The sequence below is a fragment of the Puia sp. genome, from assembly GCF_035546395.1.
In the GTDB taxonomy this organism is placed as follows: domain Bacteria; phylum Bacteroidota; class Bacteroidia; order Chitinophagales; family Chitinophagaceae; genus Puia.
Genome location: NZ_DASZXR010000008.1, coordinates 219,097 through 243,728 on the forward strand (window position 1 = coordinate 219,097; position 24,632 = coordinate 243,728).

Genomic DNA, 24,632 nt, shown 5'->3' on the forward strand with positions numbered 1-24,632 from the left:
ACGGACCGCCCTCAAAAAGGGCGGTCTCTTTTTTGCATATCTTTAGGCTGCAATGACCGTAGTTCCGGAGTTTCTTTCGGGTGGGGGTGAGTTGGGCCGGCGTATCCGTGAGTACGACTGGGCGTCGACCCCGTTGGGACCTGTGGAGTCCTGGCCCCAGAGTCTTCGGACCTGTGTGCGCATTATGCTTGCCTCGCGGCAGCCGATCTGGATCGGCTGGGGGGCGCCACTCATTAAGCTTTACAACGATCCTTATAAAGCGATCGTCGGCGGCAAGCATCCATGGGCGTTGGGGACGCCGGCTTCCGTGGTGTGGCGGGAGATATGGCCGCGGATCGGTCCTATGTTGAAGACCGTGATGGAGAAGGACGAGGGGACCTATGTCGAGTCGCAGCTGCTGATAATGGAGCGGAACGGATACCCGGAAGAGACTTACTATACTTTCAGCTATACGCCTATCCCCGGCGATAATGGTGAGACGGCGGGCATGATCTGCGCCAATACGGACGATACGGATCGGATCATCAGCCAGCGGCAGCTGAAGACCCTTAGCGAACTGGCCAGTGGTTTGGTTGATAGCGGCAGCTATGCCGAGACGATCCGGCGGACGATTTATACGCTGGCGGACAATCCCCATGATTTTCCTTTTGTCTTTTTTTATACTCCCGCACAGTTGCCGGATGCGTTTCGCATTGGCCTCGGCGGCCGGGAGCTGGTGGTCGTCGATGGACTGCGGGAGCGGATGGGGGCCTTGCCGGGCGGCGCGTGGGAGGTGTCGCCGGACCGGGCGGTAGTCCTGCCGATGTTCCCCGCGGGGGAGAAGGATCCCTATGGGTTCCTGGTGATGGGGGTGAATCCCTATCGACTGCCTGATGATAAATACCTGGCGTTTTTGTCGTTGGTGGGCGACCAGGTGGCGACGAGCTTTGCGGATATCCATGTGCTGGAGGTGGAGCGGCGCCGGGCGGAGGCGCTGGCAGAGATCGACCGCGCGAAGACGACTTTCTTTTCGAATATCAGTCATGAGTTTCGGACGCCGCTTACTTTGTTGCTGAGTCCCCTGGAGGAGTTGTTGAACGAACCCTTGCCGTTGGCCGGGGACTTTGATGCGGCACGGCATGCGGAGACCATGCGATACCGGCTGGGCGTGGCCTATCGCAATGCCCTGCGGATGCAGAAGCTGGTCAATACGCTGCTGGAGTTCTCGCGGATAGAGGCGGGGCGGTTGGAGGGGCAGTTCCGGCGGGTGGATATTGCGGGGCTGACGATGGATCTGGCGAGCAGTTTCCGAAGTGCGATAGAGAAAGCAGGGATGCGGCTGCATGTTGGGGCGCGGCGGATCGAGGGGGAAGTGTATGTGGATGTGGAGCTTTGGGAGCGGATCATTTTGAATTTGGTGAGCAATGCTTTTAAATATAGTCAGCAGGGGGTGATCAGTGTCGAGGTGCGGCAGGAGGGTAGCGAGGTGGTTGTCGGTGTTTCTGATGACGGCGTGGGTATTCCTGCGGACCAACAGGAGCGGATTTTCGACCGGTTCCACCGGATCGAGAACAGCGAGGGGCGGAGCCAGGAGGGGACGGGCATCGGGTTGGCGATGGTGCGGGAGTTGGTGCGGCTGCACCAGGGGACGATCGGGGTGACCAGTGCGGTGGGGGTGGGGTCGACGTTTACGGTGCGCATCCCGGTTGGGACGGCGCATTTGCCGGCGGATCGGATCGTGGGGGAGGCGAAGGGGGAGCGCAGGCTGAGGCATGCGGAGGCGTTTGTGCAGGAGGCAATGATGTGGGTGGGCGAGGGGCCGGAAGATGAGAGGCCTGGAAACGGACACGAGAAAGGTAACGGGGCGCGATATAAAGTTTTGTTGGCCGACGACAACGCAGATATGCGCGAGTACGTGCAACGATTGCTGTCGCGGCAGTTTACGGTCATCACGGCCGTCGACGGGGAAGATGCCTTTGCAAAGATGCTGGAGCACCGGCCCGATCTGCTGCTGTCCGATGCGATGATGCCTCGGCTCGACGGGTTCCAGCTGTTGAAGCTGGTGCGGCAATCCGAGGTGTTGCAGGGGACGCCGGTGATCCTGCTGTCCGCGCGGGCGGGTGAGGAGGCGAAGGTCGAGGGACTGGAGGCGGGCGCGGATGACTACCTGATCAAACCGTTTGCCGCCCGGGAGTTGCTGGCCCGGGTGGAGGCCAATATCCGCATAGCAAAGGAGCGGAGTGCGGCGATGAAAGAATATGCGGAGAAGCTGGAACAGGCCGTGCGGCGGCGGACGCAGGAGCTGCGATCGCTGAACCATTCGCTCGAACGGAGCAATGAGGATCTTCAACAATTTGCCCATGTCGCGAGTCATGACCTGAAGGAACCGGTGCGGAAGATCCGGACGTTTACCGGGCGGTTGCTCGATGAGTATGCCGGGAACCTGCCGGCGGAGGCGCAGGTGTTCCTGAAGAAGATCCAACAGGCTACCGCCAGGATGTATGCGATGATCGATGGGGTGTTGAATTATTCCCTCATCAACGGAAGCGAGCAACCGATCGTCGAGGTCGATCTCAACGAGGTGGTCGACCAGGTGGAGGCGGACCTGGAATTGGCCATTCGGGAGAGGGGGGCGGCCATCCATCGGGGTGAGCTGCCGACGATTGAAGGGGCATCGGTGTTGTTGTATCAACTTTTTTACAATCTGCTCAATAACTCGCTGAAATTTGCCAAATCCGGAGACAATCCGTTGGTAACCATTGAGTCAAGACTGACCGAAGGGGGTGGCAGGAGAATTGCAGAGCTGACGGTGACGGACAACGGCATCGGGTTTGACCCCGGGCATGCGGACCGAATCTTCGAGACCTTTGTGCGATTGAATTCAAAGGATCGCTACGAGGGCACCGGTCTGGGTCTGTCGCTTTGCAAAAAGATAGTGGAACGCCATCATGGCACGATCGCCGCAACCGGAGTGTTGAACGGTGGGGCGAGCTTTGTCATCCGGCTTCCTTTGACCCAACTGGAACGACATGTCTAAGGACCCTTTTACAACGAGATTCTTGCTGATCGATGATGATACGGACGATCGTGAGCTGTTCTGTGAAGCGCTTGCCGCGGTGGACTCGGTGATAGTTTGTGACCAGGCGACGGATGGCCAGGAGGCGTTCAGCCGGTTACAGAATAAGCAGCTATCGGAGCCGTCGATCATTTTTTTGGATGTGAACATGCCGGTGATGGACGGCTGGCAGTTCCTGTCAAAGTTGAAGAGTGAGGAGGGGTTGCGGCATATCCCGGTGATCATGTATTCGACGTCATCGAATGTGAAGGATAAACGGACGGCCGGCGAGATGGGGGCGTTGTGCTTTATCACGAAACCGCATGCGTTTCGGGTGTTGCAACGGGTGCTGGGGGTGGTGGCCAGGCATGTGCATCGGGGGAGTGTGGACGATATCTGTACGGAGGTGGCGGCGCTTAGTGCGTCGTAACCGTTTCTTCCAATTCTTCCAATAAAGGGATCTGGGCTGGATTGATATATTCCCGCGCATCGGCGAGGGTGAACCAGGCGCCGCGATCGACTTCGGGGTAGGTGTTGGTGCGGCCGCTGCCGCGGGGCCATTCGAGCTCGAAGGTGTTGCTGACGAGAGTGGTGGGGTCGAGATCGCCGCGAGACGCCCACGCATAGACGCGCTTGCCGCCTTTTTGACGGATGGGGCTGAGGGGCTGGAACGGGCCCTTGAGGGTGACGCCGGTCTCTTCGCGGAATTCGCGCACGGCGGCGTCGAGCGCCGGCTCGTCGTTGGTGAACTCTCCTTTCGGGATCGTCCAAACGCCGGCGTCCTTGTTCTTCCAGAAGGGGCCCCCAGGATGTACGAGGAATACTTCGAGACCAAGGGTCACGCCGGAGTTTAGGCGCCGGTACAACAAAATTCCCGCGCTTTGTTTGGACGTCATATCTAGAAATATAACAAACTTTTGCCAAAAACGTTCTATTTCTTCCGAGTTGCACGGCCCATTTCCCCGTCTTTTTCTATGTACCGACTGCTGATCTCCACTGTCCTCCTCCTATGCCTCGCCTTCCCCGGGAAAGCCCAGTCGTCGGTGGATTTTACCGTCGATCATTCCAGCGGTTGCTCTCCCCTCACCGTCAGCTTTCTCGCCACCCTAAATAACCCCAATGCCGGCTACCAGTGGGACCTTGGCAACGGTAACAGCGCTACGACGCCCAGCCCGCAAGCTATTTATTCTTCCCCCGGCTCCTATACGGTTACTCTTACGGTGACTCTTGGAAATCGGAATATGAGCGCATCTCATGTTATTACGGTCTATGCGGCCCCATCGGTTGGTTTTAGCGCTTCCACCAATCTGGTATGCAGCACGCCTGTGAGCTTTACTGCGAGCGCGCAAGCGGGGGGAACCGGCACGGGTGGTGGGCCTGGCTCCGATGGATCGATTACCGGCTATCTCTGGGACTTTGGCGACGGCAGCACCCAATACGGCGGCTCGACGATGAACCATAGTTTTCTCGAACAAGGGATGATGACCGTCAGCCTGACCGTGTCGGATAACCATGGTTGCACCGCGAGCGCCATCCAACCCAATATTGTACAGGTGCTTCCAAAACTAACCGCTGGGTTCAACCCGGACAAGTCGGTGCTTTGCAGTGTGAGCGATCCCGTGCAGTTTACCAATACCAGTACGGGACCTGGCACCTTAACCTACAGCTGGGACTTTGCGGACGGAACGACGGGCACGCAACAGAATCCCGCCCATCGCTATGCGCAATCCGGCGACTACCCGGTCAAACTGACCGTGACCAGTAGTGTCGGTTGTGTGTCGACGGCGATGCAGGCGACCCCGCTGAATGTAGCCAACTATCATACCGACTTCACGCCGCCGATCGCAAGCGTCTGCGCCAACACACCGCTGACCTTCACCGACATCAGCAACCCGACCCCGAACAGCACCACCTGGTCGGTGGATGGAGTGCCCAGCGGCGGCTTTCATCAATTGTACTATAGCTTCCTCACGCCCGGCAATCATACGCTTACCCTCGCCAATGTCTACGGCGCCTGCCCGCAACAGAAGACCCGGACGATACTTGTGAACCCGATTCCCATCGTGCCGGCCTTTGACATCACCAGGCAATCCGTCTGCGGCGCACCGGTGACGGTAAACTTTGCGGATCGATCGAACCCCGCGGGCATCGCCAACTGGCACTGGTTCTTTCAGTCGCTCGACGGATCGGCCCCGCAAACTGAATATCAAAGCACCAGCGATGGCACGGCGAGCCATGTCTTCACCGGCAATGGCCAGTTCGGTATCGTGCTGCAGGTGACGACTGCGGCGGGTTGCACCAGTGGGAATACGCAATACCTGACGATCGCGCCGCCGACCGTCTCGATTTACGAACCCACTCCGGTCTCGCCCAGTGCGACCTGCAACCAGCCGATCACGAAGACCCTGGCCTGGAACCCGCCGGCTGCGGCGCTGCAATCCTGGAGTTGGGATTTTGGCGACGGGACGACCAGCACCGATGTAAACCCCACTCATACCTGGACCCAGCCGGGATGGTACAGCGCCAGGCTGCACTGGACGGATGTGAACGGGTGCAGCGGGATCTCCAACAGCATCACACTGTTGATCGCGCCGCCGATGAATCTCGATTTCTCGGCCTCCCCGATGACGATCTGTACGGGCACTTCGATCCATTTCAACAGCCCCTCACTCGATGCGGCCGGCGCCACTTCGGTCACCTGGACCTTTGGGGATGGACAGGCGAGTATCCAGGGCACACATATTTATAGCCAGCCCGGCGTCTATACCGTCACACTCAATGCTACCAACGCAGGCGGGTGTACGGCGAGTGCGACCAAGACGAATTATATCACCGTGCTTCCGCCGCCGGGTCACTATGATGGGTATACGACCACCTGTGACGGCAATCGCAATATCGTGACCTTTCACTATACCCAATCGGGCGCGACGGGCATCAGCTGGGATTTTGGCGACGGCACGAACCAGACCACGGGCGGCAATGTGGGCCAGCTGAAACATACTTATGCCCACACGGGTACGTTCTATATCAATGTCAACGCGACCAATGGGACCTGCAATAATCCTAACTCGGACGCGGTGATGGTGTTGCTACGACAGAATCCTATATTGTCGGCGGCGCCGAAAGCGTGCAGCACCGGGAGTCTCGATGTATCGCTGGCGATGGAGCGGAATCCGCGGGAGATCAATAGCGGGTACTACGATGACTATCTTCCGACCTTTTACTATGGAGATGGAACGCCTTTTACGGGCTCGGTCAGCTTCACCCATCCCAACAATGCCTATTCCAACGGCGCGTTCGGCTGGACGCTGACCGGTTTACAGGAAGGGAAGAGCGGGCTCTATGTCTCCACGCAGAGCTTTGGGTTCAACTGTACGGATGTGAGCAATGCCATCCCGCTGACGGTCATCGGATCGGCAACGGCGGGGATTGCGGTCAGCGGCGATAACCGGTGTTTCAAGACCCCGGTGCAATTTTCAGACGCCTCCACCGTGGGGCCTAACAATGCGATCACGAGCTGGACCTGGGATTTTGGGGACGGCGTCACGGCGACCAACGCTACGGGTGGAAGTGTCAGTCATGCCTATGCGCAACCGGGGAATTATATCGCCCGGCTGACAATAACCGACCAGGGCGGCTGTATATCGTCAAGCGCCGGGCAGACGGCCAATGTACAGGTGAATGGGCCGGCCCCGGGCTTTACCTATAACCCCTCCCGCGTGCTGATGGGCAATACGGTCTATTTCTACAACAATACGAATACCCTTGGCGCGCCGGGGACGGCGTATTCCTGGGACTTTGGGGATGGATCGCCGGTGTCCACGGATGTCAGTCCCAGTCATGTATATCCCAATCCCGGCACGTATATCGTGAGGCTCACAGCCCAGGGACCGAATGGGAATACCTGCACGCTCCTGACCCAGCAGACCATCGTCGTCAACTATTTCAATCCTCATTTCCAAATCGCACCACTGTATGTCAGCAATGGGCATTGTCCGCCGGTGCTCGCGCAGTTTACGAACACCTCCACCAACTACAGCAGCGTGGCCTGGGATTTTGGCGACGGGATGACGGCGGGCAATCTCAACTATCCGAGTCATGTCTATACCCATCCGGGCGCCTACCGGGTGACGCTGTTGGTGTATGGATCGGGCGGGCTGGTCGCGAAGTATTACGATTCGGTCTTTGTACGCCAACCTTCAGCCAGCGTAACGGCGACGAGTCCCGCCATTTGCATCAACCAACCCGAGCAACTGCAGGCGAAGGCGAAGGGTGCGCTGAATTTTGTCTTCGACTATGGGGATGGGGCGGTGAGCAATGGGCTTGACAGCGGGGTGATGCATGTCTATACGCAGAGCGGGAACTATACGGCGCAGTTGGTAGTCACCGACACCGTGGGTTGTTCTGTAGCGGCGGATGCGCCGGTGAGCGTGCGGGTGAACCCCTTGCCGGCCGTGAACATCAACCCGGCCGATCCGCATGCCTGTTTGGGGAGTGGGACGCCATTGACGGCGACGGGTGCGAAGTACTACCAATGGACCCCTGTGACCGGGCTGGATGATGCTCTCGCTCCGGCCCCCGTTGCCTCGCCGACCGTGAACACCATCTACCAGGTGACGGGGACGGATGAGAATGGCTGCCAGGCGCAGCGTTCCATCGAGGTAAAAGTGGTGTTCCCGGAACCACTCAGCGTTGCGCCCGATTCGACGGGTCTTTGTTTGGGGGATACGCTGCGGCTGCATGCGAAGGGGACTGATGTTTTTGAGTGGATCGGCGACCTCGATGGGCTCAGCAGCGCCAGTTCGGGCAGTCCGCTCGCGCAACCGGTGCGGACGGCGCATTACCGCGTGGTGGGGAGTGATGCCTATGCCTGCTTTAGCGATACGGCGGCGGTGACGGTGACGGTGTTGCCGTTGCCAACGGTCAATGGGGGTGGCGGGGTTGCGGTGTTGGTGGGGACGCCGGTGACGCTGGCGGCTATGGGCAGCGCCGATATCGTGCAATGGGAGTGGACGCCCGCGGAGTATCTCAGCTGCACGGACTGCGCCCAGCCGGTGTGTACGCCGAAGAAACCGGAGACGTACCAGGTGCGGGTGACCAATGATGTGGGGTGTCATGCGCGGGATACGGTGCCCGTGAAGCTGCTTTGTATCGAGGCGAATGTGCGAATCCCGGAGGCATTTAGCCCGAATGGGGATGGGCATAACGATCGTTTCAACATCCTTGGGATCGGCCAGGTCGACCACCTGGTCATCTATGACCGCTGGGGGGTGATGGTATTCGAGCGGGATCATTATTATACTGCCGACGCGGATGCGCAGTGGGACGGGACCTTCCATGGACAGCCGGCGCCAACGGGGGTGTATGCGTATTTTGTGCAGCTGTCATGCCCGTCCGGCGGGAGTTTTACGCGAAAAGGCACGGTAGTACTAGTCAGATAAATGCGTATATTTAAGCATGCGAAAGCTGGGCATCTTATTCCTATGGTTGGTGGTGCTGTTCTTTGGTTTTGCGGGATTCTATCTTTTCATCGTTCCCTCGAACAAGGCCAGCGTCAACAAATACGGCTTCCATATCCTGGAGCAGCTGGAGACGGCTATCCAGGATAAGATCGACGCGGACCTCGACACCTATGCCAACAATCTCGAAACACTTTATACGGCCAAAGATTCTACGGTCCCCGGGGAGTTGAGGAAGCGCCTGACGGCATTGGGGGTCGACAGCGTGATCGTGGGGACGACATCCAGGGCGGCGCAGGCCCCGACTTCCGCCCTTGCCGCCGCCCGGGCCGACTCCACCCAACAGGCGGATACGACGTCGACCCGCAAGGCAAGATCCAACACGCGGCCGCTCGTCTCGCGCCGGCTGGCGGATATCGCCAATGGCCGGCTCATCTATGAGTTCAGGCTTCCGCGCCGGACGATCGTTTTGACCCGGCCGATCTCCCGGCTGATGGGCGATCTCGAGCATGCCTATCCGGCGCATTTTTATTCCGCCTTTATCTTTTTGAAATGCGAGGACGGGACGGCGGTTACTCTGTATAAATCCGATGGGGTGCCTATTGGGTTGAAGATCCCTACGGACAGCCTGCTGGTGGGCAGTAAGGGCGCCTTCTATCCGGGTATAACGGACCTGCACACGGGTGGGCAGGATTTCAAACTCTTTTATGTGCCGCTGACGGAGGGCAAGTTGCAATTCTCGCTTTGCGGCATCAAGGATGCCGAGGCATATAACCAGTCGCTGCGGCAGCTGCCCGCGAGTTTTGTCTATCCCTTTGTCATCATCCTGATCCTGCTGGCCATCGCGTTGCCGCTGATCAAATTCTATATCATCAGTCCTACCGAGGCCATCCGCCCCCGTGACCTGGCGGGGGTGGCGTTTTCGCTTCTGGGCGGGGGTATGCTGATCACGCTGACGATCATCCAGGTGATCCTGCTGAAGGATGCCAATGCGCGGCAGCAGATGGCGTTGAGCCGGCTTTCCCGATCTATTGACAACAACCTGAGCCGCGAACTGCAAAAGGCCTTTTGGCAGCTGCAGGTACTTGACCAACGGGCGGCCGACTCGGGACTCTGGAAGCCGAAGGGAAAGGCGTATTATGATGTGACGGATCAGCTGGTGAAGTTCATGGGGGGACAGGATACAGGTTATTTCCATTTCGACCGTATCGTATGGGTGGATACTGTCGGCATGCAGGCAGTGACCGCTTCGCTGGACACGACCCAGGGCGAACTCCATGTCGATGTCTCGGCGCGACCTTATTTCACCGACTTTATCAACAACACGGCTTACCGTTTGCCCGGCAACGATACCTCCGTCGTGAGTGTGCGGGCCGTGCTCACGTGGACGGATGGGGATTTTCGGGTGGTGCTTGCCCGGCGGAGCAGTTGCAGGGGGATGCTGATCGTCACGATGTCGGCGAATTTGTATTCGGTGAACCATACCGTGCTGCCTTCGGGTTATGGATTTTGCATCATCGATCCCGATGGGCGGGTACAGTTGCATTCCGAGCCCAGCCGGAACCTGGTGGAGAATTTCCTCGATCAGTCGGGGGAGCCCGATCAACTGCGGGCGGCGATGACGGGGAGGCAGGCGTTGTATTTGGAGAATACAGATCTATACGGGGGCGTCTACGGACTGCATTTGAGTCCCATTGGGAATATGCCCTATTACCTGGCCGTGTTTTATGACAAGGGATATATTCTCCCGGTAAATATGCGCATCCTGGTGTTCTCGCTGATAGGCTGTGGGGTGACGCTGTTCAGTTGTGTGTTGGTTTGGGTGATCTGGGTGGTGGCGGCGCGGAGGCGATGGACGTCGCGACCGCTGCTGTTCCCTCCGCTGGATTATTTGGTGAATCTAAGGCCGGATAGAACGAAGGTGCCGATATATATAAGAGGCGCGTTGTTGTTGACGCTCTATTCCGTGGTGTTGGTGATGGTGGCCGGATTCAATCCTTATAACCCGGGTATCAATAAAGGGGTGCTGTTGCTGTTGCTCGTTACGCCGCCGGCGGTTGCGTTGGTTCTTGGATCTTTCTGGGGTCTATGGCGGAGGTGGAAGCGGCGGGAGGATCAGAAGGCGATGAATGAGAAAGAGGCTTGTGACGAGGGGAAGGGCCGGTTCTCCAGCCGGCGCTATATCAAGTCGTACGCCTTGCTGATATTAACGCTGATCGTCTGCCTGGGCGTGGCGCCGGCCCTCCTGTACTCCTGGCATGCGCAGAACCAGGAGATCTTACAATCGGTGAAGCGGGAGCAGCTGCTCACGGGATACCAGCTGTCGGACCGGCGGCCGGCCTTGTATGCGCCGTTGTCCCGGCTGCGGGCGGGGCTGCCGCGCGACAGCCTATATTATTGGTCGATCGACCGCGCGGGCATCTATTCTGTTTATGGTGACCGGCATTACCGGGCGACCGAGGACTCCACGCTGGTGGCGGCGAAGCCGTTTATCTTCGAGCGGGCCTATTTCAACCTCGCGCAACGCTTTGGCAATATCAACTACGACCCCAGCTATGTGCCGGTGTTGCGAAATTATTCGGCCGACCGGCATTGGAAGTGGATGGAGTTGCGGGCCGATACGCTGCCGTTTGCGTTTTTGGAGGGCCCGGATCTTCGCCGGGCCGGCGTGGGTGTGATGGGGCGTACGGCGGGAGTGGCGCCGCCGATGGAGACGGTGATCTTTTCGGCCTTGCCGGTGCGGTACCCGTATCTTGGCTTTTTCTGGAAAAGTTTCTTATTGGTGTTGTTTGTCGGGGGATTGTTGTGGGGACTTTACGGATTGATCCGCCGGATCGCGAGGGAGGTGTTCCTGTTGCGGTGGACGATGGGCGGACCTGGTTTTCGGGCGCAGGGAGAAGGTTTTTCAGATGGCAATGCGATGGACCGATTGCCCTACCATGAGGATTTCGAGGAATACCTGGATTCCGGTTCGAAAGAGATCGATCTGAAAAAGATGGCGAAGGGGCTGGACCTCGATTGGCCCGCAGGTTGGGATGCCGGCGTGCTAGATCCGGCGGCGAAACGTGACCTGATACAGGCGTTGCTTGCCGGCCTGAACGATATCCGCTACGATGAATGGGGGAGGCTCGGTCATGATGAGTTGGATATGGCCGAGCGGCAGGTGGTCAAGGGGGCGAGAGCGGGGCGGGAATATTTTAAGTGGTTGTTCGGCGTGCGAATCACGGCCAGGGAACAATGGCTGTTGTACAATTTCGCGTGCTATGGGCTGTTGAATTATAAAAATGTGCTGGAGATAGACCATCTGCTGGAGGCGGGGGTGCTGACCAAACGAGATGGGCAGGTGCGTATTTTCAATCCTGCCTTTCGGGCCTATATCGTGATGAACTGGCGGCAGGAGCAGTTGCCGAAGGAGGTGGTGGAGAAGAGTGCCTGGCAACGTTTCAGGATCCCGTTCCTGATCCTGCTGGCCGTTGTGCTGGCCTTCCTGTTTCTTACACAGCAGGAGGCCTGGCAACGGGTGACGGCGCTTGTAGGGGCGTTGAGCAGTGCGCTGGGCGCGGTTTTGGGACTGTTGAAGAACTTCGACAATGAAAAAGCCCCCTGATCATTTAGACCCGGGGGCTTTCTATTTTACTTGTTCGCTAATTACTTCTTCTTAGCGGCTTTCTTAACAGCCTTCTTGGCTACTTTCTTTGCAGCTTTCTTGGGGGCTGCTTTCTTTACTGCTTTCTTAGCGACTTTCTTTTTGGCTGCTTTTTTTGCTGTTGCCATGTTCGTAAAATTTAATTGGTTAGTAAATAACGATACAAAGATAATCCTATTTTATCAATTATCCGTGTTAATGGTGCGTGAAGTTGGGGTCCGGATCTCTTTTTTTCCAAATTTCCAGGTGAGTCCGATCCGGATGAAGCGATTGATGTATCGGTTCCGGGTGGATTGTGTGAAGGTTTCATCGGTGCTTGTCTCGGTGATATACTGGTAATGCGCGAAGAGACTTTCCAATTTGAGGCTTATGCTGAGATTGGCGTGCGGGAAGGTCTTTGCGATGAGGACCGAGTAGTTGCGCCAGGCGGTGCGGGATCCCTGGAGATTGATCTGCGGGGTGCTGAAATATCCGCTGCCGCCGAGATGGATCGTGCTGGTGAGCGTGTAGTTGCAATCGAGGCCGGCACTGAGCTGGGCGCCGCGACGCCGCGGGTAGCCGGGGCTGTTGAAGACTACATAGGAGAGCGTGTTGGTGCAGTTGAGGGTGAATTTTGCCGGTTGGAAGAAGATGTTCGCCGTCAGGCCGGCGGTGGTGTTATCGGCGATGTTGGCGTAGGTGCCGGCGATGACGCCGGTGGTTTGGAGGAGGTGGATGTTCTCGATGCTGTGCACGGTCTGGCGGACGAAGAGGGAGGTGTTGATAAACCAGGCGGCTTTGCGATAGCCGTAGTTGAGCTCGTAGTTGTTGCTGATGGCGGGCCGTAACGCGGGGTTGCCGTATTCGATGTTCAGGGAGTCGACGTAATTGACGACGGGGTTGAGGTTGTCGATGTAGGGGCGGATCAGCCTGCGGGAATAGCCGGCGCTGATGGATTGCCCTGTTGACAGGTCGTAGCCGACGGCTGCGTCCGGGAGAAAGTTCTTGTAGTCGGGCGGTGTCAGCGTGGTGTCGGCGAAGTGGAGCGGCCAATGGGTCTGCTCGTAGCGGGCGCCGGTGCGGAGTGTCCAGTGGCCGGTGTGGAGCGTGAGGCTGGTGTAAGCGGCGAGGATGGAGCGGTGAAAATAAAAGCTGTCGCTTCTTGTGGTTTCGGGGGTGAGGAGATTTTGGTTGGCGAAATGACGGAAGGCGGTTTTTAAACCGGCATCGAGGGTGAGCTGTGGGGTGAGATGTTTTGTGATGTCGGCCTGGATAGCGAGTTCGCGGTTGATGATACGGTTGCGGCTGGTTTGTATGGAGGGGCTGGTTGGTTGGGTGGATGTTTGTTCATAGTCGTTCTCGCGGCGTTGATCGAATGCGGTGGCCAGCAGGTGATATTCGAGGGAATGGGTTGGCAGGGTTCCCGACCAATCGAAGTTCAGGGTTTGGAAGCTGCGGGTGGTGGGATTGTCCGTGTGGGTAAGCCAGGTGTTGCCGGCGGTGTTGTTGGGAGAGTCGATGGGGAAGCCGGGATTGCCGGGGGCGCCCGCGTTGTCGAGGCGGTTGCGGTAATCGATCAGCGTCTTGCCAAGGCCCTGGCTGTATTTGTAATGGAGGCTGAGGGTTGTCAGGCTGTCGGCGAGAAAGCTCAGGCCTGCGCCGGCATACTCGTTGTGGGTCCGGTCGGCGAAGTCTTCTGCCTGATGAAGGTGCGAAGCGGGGGAGATGCGGTCGAGGGTGATGTTGCTGCTGTAGTGGTAGGCATAGCGGCTGGCGGCGGCGTCGAGTATCCAGCGGCGCGTTCGCCAGGCGAGCTGTGCGAGGTGTTGGCTGTTGCCGTTGGCTGCCTGGCCGTCGAAGCTGCCGGAGACGCCATCGGCCTGCCGTTGTTTTGTGTAGATGTTGATCACCGCATCCACGCCCTCGGCGTCATAGCGGGCGGAGGGGTGGGTGATGACCTCTATTTTGGCGATGTCGCCGGCGGGGATGAGCTTCAGGGCTTCGGCGACGGTGGCGGCGTAGATGTCCGAGGGACGGCCGTTGATGAAGACTTTTACCTGGCCGCTGCCGCGGATGATGGGGGCGCCTTGCTGGTCGAGCAGGACGCCGGGGAGGCTTCGGAGGAGATCGGTGGCGGTCTCGCCGGCGGCGGGGTGAAGGCGTTGTGCGTCGAAGGTGTAGCCGTCGATGCGCGAGGTGATGAGGGCGCGCCGGGCGGTGATGGTGGCGGTGTCGAGGTTTTGGTGGAACCGGGGGCTGTCCTGGCCGCGGGCGGCGACCAGAATAGAAAGCGATAAAATGACGATGAGACCCTTTTTCATGGATACAAAGCAAGGGCAGGCTGGGCGGGTGGGGAAAGAAAGTAGAGGAACGACCGGGAAAGTCGACGTGGGTATTTTGCGCTTCCCGGACAAAATCGGAATTTGGTGGTATGCAAGCGATAGCCTTACCAATGCGGCGTTCGTGGGTGAACGGCATCTTTTGGGTGCTGGTGACCATCCTCTTCCTGTATGATCGCACCTATCTCATTTACAAGGCGGGGCTGCCTTCTTTTTTTCTTTGCTCGGTGGTGCGGATCGGGTTGCTTGTTGGTTTGGCGTGGGTGAACCTGCATATGCTGGTCCCGATGTACCTTTTGAGCAAGCGATATGTCCGTTATTTCGAACTGTCGCTTCTATTGGTAGTAGCGTATTTGCTGTTGCAGAGCCTTTTTGATTATGTCTTATACGGCTATGTGCTGGGGCCGGGATGGAATGCGAATCTGTCTACCTCGCTGGCCTATAATTTTACGCATACGGCGCTGTATCTCCTGCTCACCGTGGCGGTGAAGTTCAGCTTCGACTGGTATGAAGAGAACAAGACTTTGCAGGATGTTCGGGTCGAGAAGCTGCAGGCGGAGGTGAATTACCTGCGCAGCCAGGTGAATCCCCATTTTCTGTTCAACGCCCTGAACAACCTGTATGCGCTGACGTTGCGGAAGTCCGACCAGGCGCCGGCCATTGTGTTGAAACTGTCCGAACTGATGGAGTATATGCTCTATGAGAGCGATGAGGCGTTTGTGCCGCTGGAGAAGGAGGTGCGGTACCTGGGGAATTATTTGGAGCTGGAGCGGATCCGGCAGGGGAACCAGGCGGATATCCGGCTCTCGGTTGTCGGGGACATGGATCGGTGTGTTATTCCACCGTTCTTGATCCTACCATTGGTGGAGAACGCTTTTAAGCATGGGGTGAGCCGGGCGGTGCGGAATGCGTATTTGTTTGTGGAGGTGAAGATCGAAGGGGGAATTACAGTGGTCATTGAAAATAATAAGCTGGATTTTCGGGAGGAGGACCGCGCGGGGGGGATCGGGCTGGTCAATGTGCGGCGGCGGTTGGAGTTGTTGTATCCCGGGCGGCACCGGCTGACGATTGTCAATGAGGCGGAGCTTTTTCGCGTAACGCTGGAGTTGGAGGGGTCATGTTAACTTGTGTCATTATCGATGATGAGCCACTGGCGCAGGAGATTCTCACCGGGTATATCGGGCAGGAGCCGCTTCGGTTGCTGGGATGTTTTAGTAATGCGTTTGAGGGGCAGGCGTTTTTGAAGGAGCATGCGGTGGACGTGTTGTTTTTGGATATCGAGATGCCGGAGATGAATGGGATCGATTTTTTGCGTTCGCTGGCGTCGCCGCCGATAACGGTGTTTACGACGGCGTTTCGGGATTATGCGTTCGAGGGGTTTGAGTTGGGGGTGATCGACTTTTTGTTGAAGCCGATCTCGTTGGAACGGTTTCGGGTGGCGGTGGAGAAGGTGAGGGATTTTTTGGCGTTGAAGCGGGAGGATGCGGGACTGGAGCGGGGTGATGCGTCGCCTGGGGTGGGGCGGGAGGCGCCGGAGTATGTGTTTGTGAAGAGTGGGGTGGAGCGGATCAAGTTGTTCTTTGCGGAGGTGACGCATGTGCAGGGTCTAAAAGACTATGCCATTATTCATACGGCGGCCGGTGGGCGGTCGGGGAAGGTGGTGATCAAGGGGTCGGTGAAGCATGTGTTGCCGCTGTTCCCCGAGGGGGCGTTTATAAGGGTGCATAAGAGCTTTATTGTGGCGAAGGATAAGATCCGAAGGATCGAGCGGAATCGGATCTTGATCGGGGAGCACCAGATACCGATCGGGCGGAATTATAAGGAGGAGGTGGAGCGGAGGATCCGATACAGTTAACGATTAAACAGGTCGAATTGGATCTTATTTTTATACTCGGTATTCCCAAGTGTCAAATTGGGGTCTTCTATAAGTCGTTTCAAGTCGTTCAAGAACAGGCGCTTCAACTCCTCATATTCGTCAATTATCTCTTTTTTGGCGTAAAGGATCTTGTAATACACAGCCTGCTCAATTCCCTGCTGGGATTTGAGAAATTTAATAATGCTATTAATCAGATTCAGGAACAGGAGGTCGCCAAGATGATCTTTATAGGGCTGTTCATAATTCGCTTTCACGCAATAGTGCTTCCTGTAATACTTGAACCAATCGGTATGTCCCATGCCACTGATGCGTTTGGACGCCATCGTCAATTCCCGTACACTCATCTTTGCCAGGTCACACAAAAACTCGAGAGTCAATTTCAGTTTTAGCGTGGTAAGCGGCCTCGAGTCGTATTTCTCCAAGTCGTCCAGTTCTTTTTCAGTTAGCCGCAATTGCGTTTCGTGACGGATGTCGGCAAAAAGACTTGTAAACTTCAAGGACGAATAAACCGTCATATAATACGAACGTGGTGTTAACGAAATGAAACATTTATCAAGGTCCGAAAAAGCCAGCCCTCTTTCATCTGTATTGGAGATCTCAAGAAGGCCGTTGTGCCGGCTTCCGGACTTGCTCCTGAAGAGGTGCTCAATGCGTTCGATCACCTCATGTTCGTGAAATCCTACGTCCGTCAATAGCCCGATCAGTCGCCTGCAAGTAATGCCCTTGTCAAAAGAGTAGTCCTGGTAAACCTGGTTGCTGGCATTGTAAATGGTGGAAAAAAGGGTATGATCCAGGTGGTTTCCGCTTTGCTCATCGGGTTTGCTTAACCAGTAATACACTATCTTGGGAAGGTTAAAGATTTCGTTGCTATAGAAGACGTTATACTTTTTTATCCATCCGTAGAACAGCGATTCGAGAATCGAATCGATCTGATTCTTATTCAGATCCAGGATGTCTTTCTCGAATTTCACTTCAAATATGAGATAGGAAATAAAATTAGACACAAGGACGAGCATGTTTCGACGGTCGTAGTTACAGAGGTCAAAAAATGCGACCCGCATCCGCTCATTATCTATAATGATCCTGTAATATTCATCCAATTCGGAAACATCCGAGTCGCCGTGTCTATTGATGACGTCCTTAAAATAATTGACCCGCCGTTCGTATATCAGCTTGGCAAATTTCTCTTTTGCAAAATTGTTATGCCTGAGCCTGAAGTTCAATTCGTCCTCTGGCGACAATGTTTTTGAGCCAGCATAGGCCTTCATCTCCCGCTTCATATTCTTTTCGTCAACAAACTCTGTGTACCCCAGGTCGACTTCATTTGCGATATAAGTACCATCGTCGCCCCAGTTTGTAGCGTCCGCATTCCTGCTTCTTATTGTAAGAATGAAACGGGTACTTTCCTTGAAGATGTTGAATCCGCTTCTAAAAAAACTTAAGAACGAAAGGCGCACCTCTTTTTCGAGGATACTGTCTACATTGTCGAAAGCGATGATGCACATTCTCGGGCGTACGTCATTTCCATTGAAATAGTGGAGGTAATTGTGCGGTTCTATACACGCAGACATTTCCATGAACAACTGAACCAGTTTGTCCGGATTTTTATTCTCAAACTGGTCTTTCAGCCAATCGAAGAAATCTATTCCTTTTTTGAAGTCGCCGGACCACCTGAAATGGTCGTAAAGCTGTTTTAGCAATTCAGAGAACCGGGGATTGTGAAAATAGTTAGAACCCCGGTATGCTGCATCGCGGCAGAGAAACAACAGGATTTCGGTAGGATCTATTTTCAGACCCATCACCTTTTCGTTGATCTTTGATTTCAGATTGGATAATACCGTTTCGGACATCTTCTGGAACGATCTGTTGCTCTCATTATTAATATTGGGGAATTTCTTAAAATCAAAAAGAAATATCAACGCATCGTGTTCTTCCTGAATCTTATGGAGAACCTTTCTAAGGATAGTCGTCTTTCCGGTGCCCGGCTGACCGACAAAATAAGTATGACAATGGTCTTTGAGAATCTCGGATTCCAATTCGGCTTCTTTGGCGACGCGTGGTATATACGTCGTTCGGAAGAACACGGCCTCGTTGAAATTGAGTCTTTTCAGATAACTGTCTAAATTGTTATCGTAGTCTTCATCGACCGCGTAGGTGAGAATGGATTCGAGGTTTTTAAAATCTTCTTCCTTTGCCATGTCAGCTTAGTTTATCGACTTCTTTATTAATTAAGTTGAGGATCTGGTCTTTTCGTTTCTTCATTTCTTCGCCTCTTACTCTATCCTCGTCCTTATACTTTTCTTCTTCGGCGGAGTAGAAATTCAGCAGGGAGGTGAGGTACGAGAGGCGATTGGTCTTGTTCACGGAATCCACCTGGTTTCTGATCTCCTTTTTTTGTACAATCAGGGTAAATAGCAATACGGCAAAGCCGAGACCGGCAAATAATGAATTGACAACGTTATAGGTATCGGCAAACTTGCTTCTTTCTTCGAGTGTACTGAAGAAATGGCTGATAAGGATTGGATTCAATACCCAGAGTAGAAGAACTGCTAAAATGAAGGAAAGTAAGAGCTTATTCATAACTAAGGTTTAGTCCACGAACGGGTACTATAAGTTACAAACGCCGACGGAACCCGTCAACGGGAAAAACACCCTTCTCGTGCCGGCGAAAAGAACTACAAACCTAGTAGGTGGATTGTCATTAGGTTACAGCCGTAACGAGTGGGATTTAGATGGGCGTTTTATGGAATCCGGAACGAATCGCATCTCCTGGCAAAACCACGCTCATATGAAGAAGGCTTTTTTGTGTCTATTTTTTTTCGGGGCGGCGGGAATCGCCGTTTTTGCCCAGCCGATGGGCGGTCCGAAGGAACCCCTGACTGCGCTGCGCGACCCCGACACGTCTCCCTCAAAGGGCAAAGACTATTCGGGCGCCGGGAACTTTGCCGGCGGGGTCGACAAGAGTAAGGTGATGGACCTCTTCCAGGATCAGCAGTTCGATGAGGCGCTGAGCTATCTTTCGCCGGTGCTGCAGGCGGATTCGGATAATGTGCCGGTGCTGAACTATGCGGGTTATGCCTATTATATGAACGACAATGAAACGGGGGCCCGGGCCTGTTATGAGCGCATGTTGGCGATCGACGGGAATTCGGTGACGGCGTTGCATTACCTGGTGCTTTTGAATGAGACCCCGGACCCGGGGACGGCGCGGGAATATGCCCAACGACTCATTGAGCTGCAGCCGCATAAGGCCGCATGGTGGCGCATCACCGGCGAGTTGTGGGGCCGGGCGCAGCGGCAGGACTCGGCGTTGTTCTACCTCGACAAGGCGTACGCGCTTGCCCCGGCAGATGTGAAGACGGTGGTGGCCCTGGGGAACCTCCTTTGCGACGGGAAGGCCTATGGCCGCGCCGACAGCATCACCGACCTTGCGCTGGAGCGGGACTCGATGAATCTGTCGCTGCTGAAGCTGCGGATACGGAGCGGCTATGCGCAGAAGGACTATGCCACGGTGCTGGCGCCGGGGGAACGGCTGCTGAAGCTGAACGAACCGTCGGTGAATTCGCTGGAATGGCTGGCCCTCTCCTATTACAACCTGAAGCAGTATCCGGATTGCATCCGGGTCTGTGAAGGCATGCTGGATATGGGGCTCGAACTGGAGGCCGTCTATTATTACGAGGCGCGGGCCGAGGCGAAGCTAAAAAATTACGATAGCAGCAATATCCTCCTGCACAAGGCGCTGGCCAAGGCGAAGAGCGCCACGATGGAATGGTATTATGACGGGCTCGGGGACAATTTCGAGTCGCTGCGGGATTATCAAAAGGCCGTGGCGCATTATGATACGGCGTATTATTTGTTTAAAGATCCCCTCACGCTGTACACCTGTGGGCGGATCGCGGAGACGGAGCTGCATAGCCCGGCCCTGGCGCGCCGGTATTACCGGCGGTACCTGGCGGTGGCGAAACCGGAGAGCGAGGCGGAGAAAAGAGCTTATCGATATGTAAGACAAAAGTGGGGCAGGTAAGCCTGCCCCTTTCGTTGAACGTCTGTTACATCGGTTCGAAGAGGCCATTCGCCCCCTGTGCCGAACCGGGGATAAATTTCACGCCGTGGATCCGTCTTTCGCCGAAGAGGAGAATGTATTCGCCGGTTCCTTCGAGCCTGGCCTCATCATAGATCAGGTTTTCGACGAGGTATCTTGGGCCTGCCTGCTGATCCACCCTGGACCCGAGGCCGACGATCCTGCCCCGGAGATCGAGCACGCGCACGGGATACGAGGTGTCGCGGAGATGGAGCAGAATGTAGTAATACCAGTCTGTCTCCCGGCGGAGCTCCAGCTCGGCGATGTCCGGCCAATTCCTGACGAGATTCCACACCACTGACCTTTCCAGCTCATTGTCCAACGGACAGGCGAATTCGCGGATCAACCGATCATAATTCCCATGCCAGGTATGGCGCAGGATGGCGTCGACGGCGGCCTGACCTCGTTGTAGCTTTTCCCGTATGGTGTTCGCGACGGTGTTGAACGCCTCTCCCGCGACCCCAAAATAGACCCCATAATACCGGTTCCCTTCACCGGCGAAATAGGCGGGCTGAGCCGAAGCCGGGTCGAGCACGACGGTGGTCTCCTCCAACATCTCCTGGATGGCGCCCGCGACAATGGTGGCGGGGTTGATGATCTCGGCTTCCAGCTTGCCGCCGGGCAGGGCGTATCTGCCGCCGCCATTGGTGATGTCGACGCCGTCATAGTAGACGCAGCCCCTCAGGGGTTCGATAGACGTGTGAAAAAAATACCCTTTTCTGTTCTTTACGGCGATGATGAAATCGCCGAGCCCATTGTGGACAATGGCATAGACTTGTGGCATGATCGAATTGTTTTATGGTTTAGAAAATGGATGGCTATACATATCTTATCAGATAGTGGACATAGATGTTCTTTGCCCGGGTTTCGGTGCTGGTGCGGATCGTTTCCTTAGCGGTCCCGGGCGGCGTGGGGATCGTAGTCGGTGGCTGGGTCGCGGTGTTGCCGGTCGCGACCAGGGCGGGGGATCCACCTTCCTGAACTTCGATGGGGGTACCGTCGGCCATCGAGTATAGATGCCAGTGGTCTTGCAAGGCGTCCTGCTGGATGCTGCCGACGCCTTGATTGGCTTGTTGATTGGTGAGCTGCCGGAGGCTTATATCGGGGTCGATGCCCGCGGCAGTGCCGGAGACGGCGCGCAGGAAATAGCCGCGGTAGTCGGGGATGCGGAATTCGGCGTCCGCCGGCAGGGCGCCGTTGTAGCCTGGCTGGTAGGGGTCGGTTTGCTGACTATATAAAAAACCTATGGCCTGGAATAGCTGCGGATACATACTGATGTACAGCAGCCGGCCGTCGCATACCATCCAGCCCCAGGCTTCGATAGTATTGGTGATGGCGCCATTGGGGATGGGATCGGTCGTGTAATCATCTTGCGAAGGAGGAGTACTCACCGGCGGACCGATCTCGCCGGCAAAGGCGATGATGGCGCCGGGTGGAAGAAGCGGTGTTGTGGGTGGAAATGCGGGTATCATAATAATGGGGTTTTTGTTCCGGGGAACTGATCACCATCCTGCAGCCATTGCATGGATGTCGGCACGGTCACCTGCCAGCTGTCCAATTGGGTTTCGTAGCTACGGCCGCGGCCTTCGCGCTCCGCGCGTTGCAGGGCGGCGGCGATGTTTTTTTGGGTTTCGATGACGGGGGTGAGAGGGTCGTTGCCGTAAAAGGGAATGCCTGTCGAGAGGTAGTAGAGGACGCGGAAGGAATAGTTGGGCCGGACAGGCAGCAGGACGCGCATGTGATGCGGCCATCGGTCTTCTTTTATGGAGTAGCTCATCTCCGGCCATTCGAAGGCTTCGTCGAAGAATTGCGTGTATTCGGGGCGGGCGGCTGCGCTGCCGTCTTTGTGGAGTTGATAGAGAACGGCCAGGCAGGCGTCTGCTACCAGGAGGCGGTGGCTTCTTTCTTCCATCTGAGGATTGGAGGGTTGGTCTTTCTGCTGCGTGGCGCGGTAGGCCGGCTCAATGCGATCGAAGACGCTGAGCTGCCAGTCGCTGATCGTGGCGGCAGATACGGCGCATTCCATCACGATGCTGCAATAGTAGGGGTCGGTGGAGGTCAGATCGAGCAGTATTGGAACGGCATCGGCGGCGCCGTTGCGGTCGAGCTGCATGGGGTCGGGAATGGTGACGGTGCTGTCGGCAGCGGACAAGGATACCTGTTTTGTTCCGGCGATGAGAACGGCGGCTTGCGCCACTTTGTAACTGGCGGTTATGGAGATGGGTTGGTAGCCTTCCGGTACGGGCAGGCTTTTGGCGGGGAAGGGATTCGTATTATCGAGCAGGGTGGTGATCTTTCGGGTGGCGAGCGGCGGATGGGGTAGACCGGTGACACCGTAGCGGGCGGCTAGTTGGGAGTAATTCTCTACGGTAATATCCTTATAGGACAATAGCTGCATGGGCAGGCGGGCCGGCTGTTCGATCAATAACTCGATGATGAATCTCCGGCCATAGTCGACGAGGCGTAGTTGATAGAGTTTGTTCAGCCAGCGGTAGATGCTGCGGATGTTCCGCGTGCCGCGCCGATTGTCGATGGTGCGGATGGTCATATCCTCGGTCTCCTGGCGGAAGGTGGTCTGGCGATGATGGATAACGGCCTGGGCCACCCGGTCGACCGCCTGGGAAAGGATCTTGCGCGCGAAGCGGTTGGCGCCGTCGCTGTTGAGGTTGGTGTCCTTTTTTTCGGTCACCTTGCCATCATAAGTGCCGGTGGTGGGTGGGCCATAGGAGATGCTTAACCTGGTGAAATCCCATTCGTTCTTTATCGTTTGGTCGAGGGTGTGGCTGACCGCCTGCTCCAGCTGCGCACCGCTGGTGACGCCGTGGTGATCGTCCTGGTTGGCAGTGCGGTGATCGGTCTTTTCTTCGGTGAACTGCGTGTGGCGATGCTTTATCTGTTTTACTTCGCCGATGGCGATATTGTCGACCTGGGCGATCTCGCCGAGAGCATAGCCGGTGTGGAAGTGTTGCACTTTTTGGAGGCAGCCGATGGCGTAGGGGGTGACCTGGCCGGAGAAGCGGGAGGGATCCACTAGCGTTGCCGGAGGATCGGGCAGGGCGGTTGAGGCATCGGGTAGGGGCTTGGGGACGTCAACAGGAAGCGGGAAGAGCGTGCCGGGCAAGACGACGGACGATCGGATGAGGCGGCGCCAAGGTTCCAGCGGCGCGACGGGTGGTAGCATTTCGGAGGCAAAGACATACTGTAGCAGATGATCGACGACGAGGATCTTCAGCAACGATTCGAGCAGGGAGGCGCGGTAGCCATTGATGATAGCCAGGGCGATGACGTTCTGCCAGATGATGTTCAGCTGCAGGGCATAGTCGGATGACCCGAAGGAAAAGATTGTATTTGTGGATGAGGTGGGTAACGCTAGTTGCAGCGATTGCGCGGGCAGCTCTTCGTGCTCCATGAGCCAATGGTAAATTTCGGTGTACTTGTCGAAGGGGTAGGGCAGGGTGTCGATCTTTTCAATGAAGAGGCCGGCATAGCCCGCACCGCCGTTGATGAACTGCCGCGCCTCCGCTTCCATCTTCGCGCGGGCGGACGGGGGATGTTTTAGGGCCAGGAGCTGGGTATAGAGATCGGCGGATGGCGGCAGTGTTCCATTGTCGACGTATTCAATGAACAGCTCTTCTTCGGCGGGGCTGAGGTCGGGCCAGAACCGTAATTGTAAAAACGGAAATAGATCGTGATAGCCCGAAGGCAGCACCCGGTCCTCGCCGGGATCGGGTGCTGGGTCATCGGCCGGTGGTACCGGAGGGTCGGGCGGCGGTACCGGCGGAATGGGTGGAAAAGGCGGAACGGGATCGGGTGGCGGCGGGTTGGGGTCGGGGCCCAGGACAAAGGCATTGCCCTCGTAGTGCTCTTCATACTGCGACCCGAAAAAGACGTCGAGGAAGAGCAGGTCTTCTTTCGAAGGCTGGGAGTGAAAGATAGTAAGGCTTCCCTTCATGTTGATCGAGTCGGGTAGGTCCAACCTGAATTCCACTTTCTGATGCGGGAAGAGATTGCTGCGCCACTCCCAGACGGTAGAGGGGTCGTCCTGGCGGTAGAGCTTTACAAACATCGGGTAGTAGAAGACGCCATCGGTGACCAACTGGTCAAAATCGAACTCGAAGCGGAAGTGGTAACGTTTCTCGTACGTGAGTGTGAATAGCTGTGTCATCGTCATGAGATTTAAAACAGGCCCGGAGCCGGTCCGGGCCTTTGGAATAGGGA

General features: G+C 56.3%; 15 protein-coding genes. 7 read left to right on the forward strand and 8 right to left on the reverse strand.

Features of this window, described 5'->3' with window-relative positions; translation table 11 throughout:
- The first annotated feature begins 52 nt into the window (after window positions 1-52).
- Both VHE34_RS09350 and VHE34_RS09355 read left to right on the forward strand, forming a co-directional pair.
- Complete coding sequence (locus VHE34_RS09350) at window positions 53-3,016, forward strand: ATP-binding protein (protein ID WP_325587053.1); 2,964 nt, start codon at window positions 53-55, stop codon at window positions 3,014-3,016.
- Window positions 3,009-3,464: a response regulator gene (locus tag VHE34_RS09355; RefSeq protein WP_325587055.1), complete on the forward strand. Its 456-nt coding sequence runs from the start codon at window positions 3,009-3,011 to the stop codon at window positions 3,462-3,464. Before VHE34_RS09350 ends, VHE34_RS09355 begins: the two co-directional genes overlap by 8 nt.
- Here VHE34_RS09355 and VHE34_RS09360 read toward each other — a convergent pair.
- Window positions 3,451-3,930, reverse strand: coding sequence for an NUDIX domain-containing protein (locus tag VHE34_RS09360; protein WP_325587057.1), 480 nt, complete (start codon window positions 3,928-3,930; stop codon window positions 3,451-3,453). The two genes, VHE34_RS09355 and VHE34_RS09360, sit on opposite strands and share 14 nt — an antisense overlap.
- A 78-nt stretch (window positions 3,931-4,008) precedes the next feature.
- Here VHE34_RS09360 and VHE34_RS09365 point away from each other — a divergent pair, with 78 nt between their 5' ends.
- Together VHE34_RS09365 and VHE34_RS09370 are read left to right on the forward strand one after the other, a co-directional pair.
- The gene (locus VHE34_RS09365; protein ID WP_325587059.1) at window positions 4,009-8,475 is read left to right on the forward strand and encodes a PKD domain-containing protein; all 4,467 of its coding nucleotides are present in this window, start codon (window positions 4,009-4,011) and stop codon (window positions 8,473-8,475) included.
- A 16-nt stretch (window positions 8,476-8,491) separates the two neighbouring features.
- Window positions 8,492-12,100, forward strand: coding sequence for a hypothetical protein (locus VHE34_RS09370; protein WP_325587061.1), 3,609 nt, complete (start codon window positions 8,492-8,494; stop codon window positions 12,098-12,100).
- A 41-nt stretch (window positions 12,101-12,141) separates the two neighbouring features.
- Here VHE34_RS09370 and VHE34_RS09375 read toward each other — a convergent pair whose 3' ends face one another.
- The gene (locus tag VHE34_RS09375; RefSeq protein ID WP_325587063.1) at window positions 12,142-12,267 is read right to left on the reverse strand and encodes a hypothetical protein; all 126 of its coding nucleotides are present in this window, start codon (window positions 12,265-12,267) and stop codon (window positions 12,142-12,144) included.
- Between the two features lie 54 nt (window positions 12,268-12,321).
- Window positions 12,322-14,439 (reverse strand): TonB-dependent receptor domain-containing protein, encoded by a 2,118-nt coding sequence (locus tag VHE34_RS09380; RefSeq protein WP_325587065.1) that lies wholly within the window; start codon window positions 14,437-14,439, stop codon window positions 12,322-12,324.
- A 110-nt stretch (window positions 14,440-14,549) separates the two neighbouring features.
- Between VHE34_RS09380 and VHE34_RS09385 the strand changes: the two genes are divergently transcribed.
- Both VHE34_RS09385 and VHE34_RS09390 read left to right on the forward strand, forming a co-directional pair.
- The gene (locus VHE34_RS09385; RefSeq protein ID WP_325587067.1) at window positions 14,550-15,581 is read left to right on the forward strand and encodes a sensor histidine kinase; all 1,032 of its coding nucleotides are present in this window, start codon (window positions 14,550-14,552) and stop codon (window positions 15,579-15,581) included.
- Window positions 15,575-16,312, forward strand: a complete 738-nt coding sequence (locus VHE34_RS09390; protein ID WP_325587069.1) for a LytTR family DNA-binding domain-containing protein — start codon at window positions 15,575-15,577, stop codon at window positions 16,310-16,312. The genes VHE34_RS09385 and VHE34_RS09390 overlap by 7 nt, the downstream gene beginning before the upstream one ends.
- Here the strand turns inward: VHE34_RS09390 and VHE34_RS09395 are convergent.
- Both VHE34_RS09395 and VHE34_RS09400 read right to left on the reverse strand, forming a co-directional pair.
- A complete protein-coding gene (locus VHE34_RS09395) occupies window positions 16,309-18,531 on the reverse strand; it encodes an ATP-binding protein (protein ID WP_325587071.1) in 2,223 nt (740 codons plus the stop codon). The two genes, VHE34_RS09390 and VHE34_RS09395, sit on opposite strands and share 4 nt — an antisense overlap.
- Before the next feature lies 1 nt (window position 18,532).
- Entirely contained in the window at window positions 18,533-18,913 is a 381-nt protein-coding gene (locus VHE34_RS09400) for a hypothetical protein (RefSeq protein ID WP_325587073.1), read from the reverse strand.
- 208 nt (window positions 18,914-19,121) lie between these two features.
- On the opposite strand from VHE34_RS09400, the gene VHE34_RS09405 reads away from it, so the two are divergent.
- Window positions 19,122-20,357 (forward strand): tetratricopeptide repeat protein, encoded by a 1,236-nt coding sequence (locus tag VHE34_RS09405; protein ID WP_325587075.1) that lies wholly within the window; start codon window positions 19,122-19,124, stop codon window positions 20,355-20,357.
- Window positions 20,358-20,382: 25 nt separating this feature from the next.
- Here VHE34_RS09405 and VHE34_RS09410 read toward each other — a convergent pair whose 3' ends face one another.
- The 3 genes from VHE34_RS09410 to VHE34_RS09420 are packed head-to-tail and all read right to left on the reverse strand — an operon-like array spanning window position 20,383 to window position 24,579.
- A complete protein-coding gene (locus VHE34_RS09410; RefSeq protein WP_325587078.1) occupies window positions 20,383-21,198 on the reverse strand; it encodes a hypothetical protein in 816 nt (271 codons plus the stop codon).
- A 34-nt stretch (window positions 21,199-21,232) separates the two neighbouring features.
- Window positions 21,233-21,886, reverse strand: a complete 654-nt coding sequence (locus VHE34_RS09415) for a phage tail protein (protein ID WP_325587080.1) — start codon at window positions 21,884-21,886, stop codon at window positions 21,233-21,235.
- Entirely contained in the window at window positions 21,883-24,579 is a 2,697-nt protein-coding gene (locus VHE34_RS09420; RefSeq protein WP_325587082.1) for a hypothetical protein, read from the reverse strand. Before VHE34_RS09420 ends, VHE34_RS09415 begins: the two co-directional genes overlap by 4 nt.
- Window positions 24,580-24,632 lie beyond the last annotated feature (53 nt).